Source organism: Psychrobacter sp. TPE 89C (assembly GCF_055522395.1).
In genome coordinates, this window is the sequence record NZ_JBVFXW010000019.1 from 49,484 (window position 1) to 56,050 (window position 6,567).

General features: G+C 44.3%; 4 protein-coding genes. 2 read left to right on the forward strand and 2 right to left on the reverse strand.

Annotation, left to right across the window (positions count from 1 at the left end; genetic code table 11):
* Positions 1-16 precede the first annotated feature (16 nt).
* Entirely contained in the window at positions 17-835 is an 819-nt protein-coding gene (locus ACZW67_RS07635; protein ID WP_465182776.1) for a DUF72 domain-containing protein, read from the reverse strand.
* A 71-nt stretch (positions 836-906) separates the two neighbouring features.
* On the reverse strand, positions 907-1,968 hold the full coding sequence (locus ACZW67_RS07640; RefSeq protein WP_465182777.1) for a polyprenyl synthetase family protein: 1,062 nt from the start codon (positions 1,966-1,968) through the stop codon (positions 907-909).
* Positions 1,969-2,819: 851 nt separating this feature from the next.
* On the opposite strand from ACZW67_RS07640, the gene fadB reads away from it, so the two are divergent.
* Positions 2,820-4,979 carry a fatty acid oxidation complex subunit alpha FadB gene (gene fadB / locus ACZW67_RS07645; protein WP_465182778.1) on the forward strand — a complete coding sequence of 720 codons (2,160 nt, stop codon included), beginning with the start codon at positions 2,820-2,822 and terminating at the stop codon, positions 4,977-4,979.
* A gap of 231 nt (positions 4,980-5,210) precedes the next feature.
* On the forward strand, positions 5,211-6,383 hold the full coding sequence (gene fadA / locus ACZW67_RS07650) for an acetyl-CoA C-acyltransferase FadA (protein ID WP_465182779.1): 1,173 nt from the start codon (positions 5,211-5,213) through the stop codon (positions 6,381-6,383).
* Positions 6,384-6,567 lie beyond the last annotated feature (184 nt).

Here is a 6,567-nt window from a genome sequence, read left to right on the forward strand (position 1 = left end):
TTAGACAGTTTTTGGTTTAAAAAATTTCAAAATGGTGAGCGGATAAAGCCTCACGTAACATCGCAATATTATAATAAGCATGCGCTTTGGTGGTGTTTTGGAAGAAGATGTATAACGTATCAAAATGCTGACGCTGATTGGCAATCGCTTGCGCCCAGTCCTGCATTTCCGCCTCGCTATAGCGATAATCATGGCGATCAGCTGCGCTCATCGCATCCCACCAGTTTAGATTATTACCATGCATGCGCAGATAGCCAGTGCGTTCGGTAAATATCAATCGTGATGGTGGTAGGCCATTCACCTTTGGGTAATCAACGCTACACCAAATGAGACCTTGCTGTACAAAACTATCGACCACTTGCGGCGTGTGCCAAGCGTTATGACGGAACTCAATAGTTAAGGGGTAGTCTTGAAACCAACTGACAAGATTGGCGAGATAGAGGCGATGCTCACGAGTACGATCAAAGCCGTGTGGGAACTGTAACAGTAAAGGCGCTAAAGCATTTGCTTCGATAAGTGGAGATAAAGCGTTTAGAAATGCTTGTGCATGCTCGGCAGTGCCTTTGCGTGCATGAGTAAAGTCTTGATGCAGTTTGACGGCGAACTTTAACTGACTGTCTGCTTGCACGTAGGCTTTATCAACCATGCCTGCAAAAGCTTTTTGTCCAATGGGAGCGTAAAAGCTGCTATTAATCTCAACTGCGCCATATTGCCTGGCGTACTCACGTAAAAAGTCGGTCTTTTTTGTGCCAGTAGGGTACAGCGTACCGAGTAGGTCGGTATCGCTATAGCCGCCAGTGCCAAGGTAAATACGCGGGGTAGGGTTACTGTCCATGTTGACCACTCACTGCCGTTTTGGGTAATAAAACTTGCTGAGCTGTTTTTACTCAGTGGTTATTCGCTAGACTATTTCTTACGCGACCATAGCCATTCAATCAATGCCAATAGCGCATCGTTGTCTGTATTTGTTTTTTCGTTTTCACTACTCAAATCACCACTACTTAGTTCATGCATAATGGCTGCGCGTCCGTCATTGAATAGCGATTGCGCATAGTCAGTCGCCTTATCAACGCCCATGAATTTCACATAGGTAGACTTGTCTAGTTTTTCGTCACTGCCAGCAGGCTTGCCAAGCGTATCCGTACTAGTGGTGACATCTAAAATATCGTCCTGAACTTGAAAGGCTAGGCCAATATGCTGAGCACACTCTTGCAGTGCCATACGCTGAGGAGCGGTCGCGCCAGCACAGACGCCGCCCATGAGCATGGCTGCTTCAATCAATGCGCCCGTTTTATCACGGTGAATGGCTTCCAAATCGGTTTGTGAGATGCTATCACTGGCTTCGGCATTGAGATCCAGCATTTGACCAGAGACCATGCGTCTGGCACGTGGCGCAAATATAGCTATGAGCTGGCTTGCGATAGCCGTATCAAATGGCGCAAAAGTAGGCAGCTCCGCGGTCAATACTTCAAAGGCGAGCGTTTGTAACACATCCCCTGCTAGCAGTGCCGTCGCTTCGTCAAAGACGATATGAGCCGTTGGCTGACCACGGCGCAGCTCGTCATCGTCCATACAGGGCAAGTCGTCATGCACCAACGAATAAGTATGCAGCAGCTCTACCGCCAATGCGGCACGGCGTGCCATATCATAGTCTGAGTCGTTTTCTAATAGTGACGCTAAGTCATCGCTGACTGCAGTATCTTTATCCAACTTATTATTAACATTCTTATTATTATGATCATTCACGTTAGCGAAAGCACTGGCGACCAACAGTGGACGTACCAGTTTACCTTGTCCAGTCATGACATAACGGCAAGCATCGACTAGTGGGCTGGGGAGCTTGGTATAAGCAAATAGGACTTCGATATCTTGCGCCAATTGCTCGCGCACCATGCTGTGAAATTGTTCATTATTATCGAACGATATAAAGCCAAAAGGAGTAGGGTTTAGCGTAGAAGAAACAGTCATAATCCAACCATTTATAGGGATACAGTTTATAGGAATGCAGTAAAAATTATTAGGGATAAGGTAAAAACGACATTAGTGTAGCATGATAGAGCGTATGGCTTGTGTGTGACAAAGTATCAATCGATTGTTTTTCGCGACTGTTTTTCGCGACCATAATATTCTAACAATCTCTCGTTACGTGTCATTGATTTTACTGATGGATTGAATGTGTTGTGATAAAGGCGTATGTTTGATGGTTGCTGCTATTATTTATGCGCTGCAAGACAATATTTACTCAAAGCCTGACAGTGCCACGCTTGATTTGAGTATACAATCATTCACTAAAGCACTTTGCGCATAAGGTAAATGCTTACAGGTGATTTAAGAGTGACTTGTGAGTATGGCATTAGCTTGTGACAGTGAGGGGCATAATCCCCTACACTAATTGGCGTAGAGATAGTCTGATGATGAAAACATGGGTTTTGTACCTGCATCTAAGCGGACAACCCATATAAAACCAAATCACAGTCAGTATTTATAACATCAATACTTGCAGCAGTAGCACCTTGAAAGAAATTATATAAATGAAGCGCCGTATTTATTTGTGTTAAAGAAACAATATAGCCATAAATACATAATGATAAGCGCTAGATAATAAAGACATCTTCACTGGTTAATCTGCCATGTTGTTTGTCATGATGACGTTATTTTTGTCTGTCATGATGAAAATATAGACCAATCAGTGCTATTACTTACTTTACTAACAATAACCGGCTATTTTTTACAGTCTAAAAAGTAGCTTTATAAGTTATAAATTTTATAAGTCATAAATTTTATTACATCGTTTTTATTACAATAGAAAGGAGTTCCACATGGTATACCAAGGAAATCGCATCACGGTGACAATGCTAGAGGATGGCATCGCCAATATGCAGTACAACGCCGAAAATGAGAGCGTGAACAAATTTGATGCTGAGACCAATAAGCAGTTTGGTGAAGCAGTTAGTGCGCTAGAAAAAGCGGACGACGTAAAAGGTCTTATCGTTACTTCAGCCAAAGGCGTGTTTATCGCTGGTGCTGACATCACAGAATTCGTGGGTTCTTTCAAGAAGTCAGAAAGCGAGATCAAAGATTGGGTCGTTCATGTCAATGACGCTTTCAATCGTTTTGAAGACCTGCCGTTTCCAAAAGTAGCTGCCATTAATGGTGCTGCAATGGGCGGCGGTTGTGAGATGACCTTGGTTTGTGAATATCGTGTCATGAGCGATAAAGCGATTATCGGTCTACCAGAAACCCAATTGGGCATCTTCCCAGGTTTTGGTGGTACGGTTCGTTGTACGCGTATCATTGGTATCGACAATGCACTTGAGCTTATCGCGACTGGCGCTCCTAAAAAAGCACTAGCAGCACTAAAGCTAGGCTTGGTTGATGCAACGGTTCCTGCTGATGACTTGCAAGATGCGGCAATTGACTTGGTCAAAAAATGTATCTCAGGTGAGCTTGATTGGAAAGCAAAACGTGAAGAAAAACTGGTTCCTGTTAAGCTAAATCAGCTTGAGCAAGCCATGGCATTCAACAGTGCCAAAGGTATGATCTTTGCCAAAGCCAATCCTAAGCAGTACCCAGCACCAGCGCTAGCAATCGCAGCGATTGAGAAGCACGTTAATTTACCACGTGACAAAGCAATCGAAGTAGAAGCCGCTGGTTTTGCAAAAGCGGCTAAAACCCCACAAGCAGAGAGCTTGGTTGGTCTATTCTTAAACGATCAGTTGGTTAAGAAGTTAGCGAAGCAACACAGCAAAAAAGCACATGAAATCAATGAAGCCGCTGTACTAGGCGCTGGTATCATGGGTGGCGGTATTGCCTATCAAGCAGCCAGCAAAGGCTTGCCAATCATCATGAAAGACATCAAGTCTGAGCAATTAGACCTTGGTATGGGTGAAGCCAGCAAGTTACTTGGTAAAATGGTCGATCGCGGCAAAATGACCCCAGTAAAAATGGGCGAAACCTTAAGCCGTATCCGTCCAACGCTTAACTATGGCGACTTTGCTGAAACTGATATCGTTATCGAAGCGGTAGTCGAAAATCCAAACGTGAAGCGTGCGGTTCTAAAAGAAGTAGAAGGTCTAGTAAAAGACGACTGTATTCTAGCGTCAAACACCTCAACCATCTCTATTACGTTCTTAGCAGAAGCGCTTGAGCGTCCAGAAAACTTCGTCGGTATGCATTTCTTTAACCCAGTACATCGTATGCCATTGGTCGAAGTTATCCGCGGTGAGAAATCATCTGAAGAAGCGGTTGCGACCACCGTTGCACTAGCGTCTAAAATGGGTAAAGTGCCAGTTGTAGTAAACGACTGCCCAGGTTTCCTCGTAAACCGTGTATTGTTCCCATACTTTGGCGCGTTTGACTTACTGCTTAAGCAAGGTGCTGACTTTGCTCATGTTGATAAAGTCATGGAAAAATTCGGCTGGCCAATGGGTCCTGCATATCTAATCGACGTCGTCGGTCTAGACACGGGTGTTCATGGCGCAGAAGTCATGGCAGAAGGTTTCCCTGATCGCATGAAGCCTGATTATAAAGGTGCTATTGAGCTTTTATATGAAAACAAACGCCTAGGTCAGAAAAATGGTGTTGGTTTCTATAAGTATGAAATGGACAAACGCGGCAAGCCAAAGAAAGTCGCTGACGAAGCCACTTATGAGCTGCTAAAAACCACGACAGATAGCGAAAAGCAAGAATTTGACGATCAAGCCATCATTGACCGCACCATGATTGCGTTCTGTAATGAAACAGTACGTTGCTTAGAAGACAACATCGTGAGCACGCCTGCTGAAGCTGATATGGCAATGATCATGGGCGTAGGTTTCCCGCCATTCCGCGGTGGCCCTTGCCGTTATGTCGACCAAATGGGTCTAGAGAACTACTTGGCACTGTGTGAAAAATACGCATATCTAGGCAAAGCTTATGAAGCCCCGCAAAAGATTCGCGATATGGCAGCAGCGGGCGAGACCTTTTACGCAACAGCGTAATAGGCAGTCACTACTAGGATGAAGTGCCGTACGTTTGCTATTTTTGCATGAAAGCAATTGAGACATGAATCGTCTCCAATAGTGAACGTACGATTATAGTTGGTTCAATTCAATACTAGTACCAAGAAATCGAGCGCAAATGTACCTATTGTACTTTAAGCGAGATTGACGAGTTTATAGTAGTAAATTGAGCCGACTACACTGACAATAAAAATTGAAAAGGAAGATAGTATGACAATTTTAAGTCCAAAAGACGTGGTCATCGTAGATGGCGTACGCTCAGCGATGGGTAAAACTAAAAACGGTATGTTCCGCCACGTTCGCGCTGATAGCATGTCTGCTGAATTGGTACGTGCATTGGTTGAGCGTAATGACTTTGACCCACGTGACGTTGAAGACATTATCTGGGGTTGTGTCAACCAGACACTAGAACAAGGCCTAAACATCGGTCGTAATATCGGTCTGCTAGCTGGTATTCCAAAAACTGCTGGTGGCCAAACAGTTAACCGTCTGTGTGGTTCTTCTATGCAGGCGCTTCACACTGCTGCAGCTCAAATCATGACCAATCAAGGTGATATTTTCATCATCGGTGGTGTTGAGCATATGGGTCACGTCGGCATGATGCATGGTGTTGATCTAAACCCTGAAGCATCAAAGCACTATGCAAAAGCCTCAAACATGATGGGCTTGACTGCTGAAATGCTAGGTCGTATGAATAATATCACTCGCGAAGAGCAAGACGCGTTTGGCCTTGAGTCTCATCGCCGTGCATGGGCTGCGACTACTGAAGGTCGTTTTGATAATGAAATCATCGGCATCGAAGGTCATGATGCTTCTGGTCGCTTGCAACTATGTACTGTTGATGAAGTGATTCGTCCAGATGCGACCATGGAGCAAATGCAAAAGCTACGTCCAGCGTTTGATCCTAAAGGTGGTACAGTAACGGCTGCAACGTCATCTGCATTGTCTGACGGTGCGTCTGCAATGCTAGTGATGAGCGCACAAAAAGCCAAAGAGCTAGGTCTAAAACCACGTGCCCGTATTCGTAGCATGGCAGTGGCTGGTTGTGATGCTGCTATCATGGGTTATGGTCCTGTACCTGCGACTCAAAAAGCACTTAAGCGTGCTGGCATGAGCATCGATGATATGCAAACCATCGAGCTAAACGAAGCATTTGCTGCTCAAGGATTGTCAGTACTTAAAGCATTGAACTTGACGGATAAGCAAGACATCGTCAACATCAACGGTGGCGCGATTGCACTAGGTCATCCACTAGGATGTTCAGGTGCCCGTATCACAGTTACGTTGCTAAACGCGATGGAACAGTCAGATACTGAAATCGGTCTAGCGACGATGTGTATCGGTCTTGGCCAAGGTATTGCGACTATCATCGAGCGTGTGTAATTATTGATTTATTGAATTGATTCAAATAAAAACTCTGCACTCGTGCAGAGTTTTTTTTGGGATCAAAATCGATTAATTAGTTTTTAATTATAATATTATAATTTCTTGAATGGATATGAAAAATTTATTGGGAATGGGGTTATTATCTTTGGGTATACCTGTAGTAGCTGGATGAGCTACCACA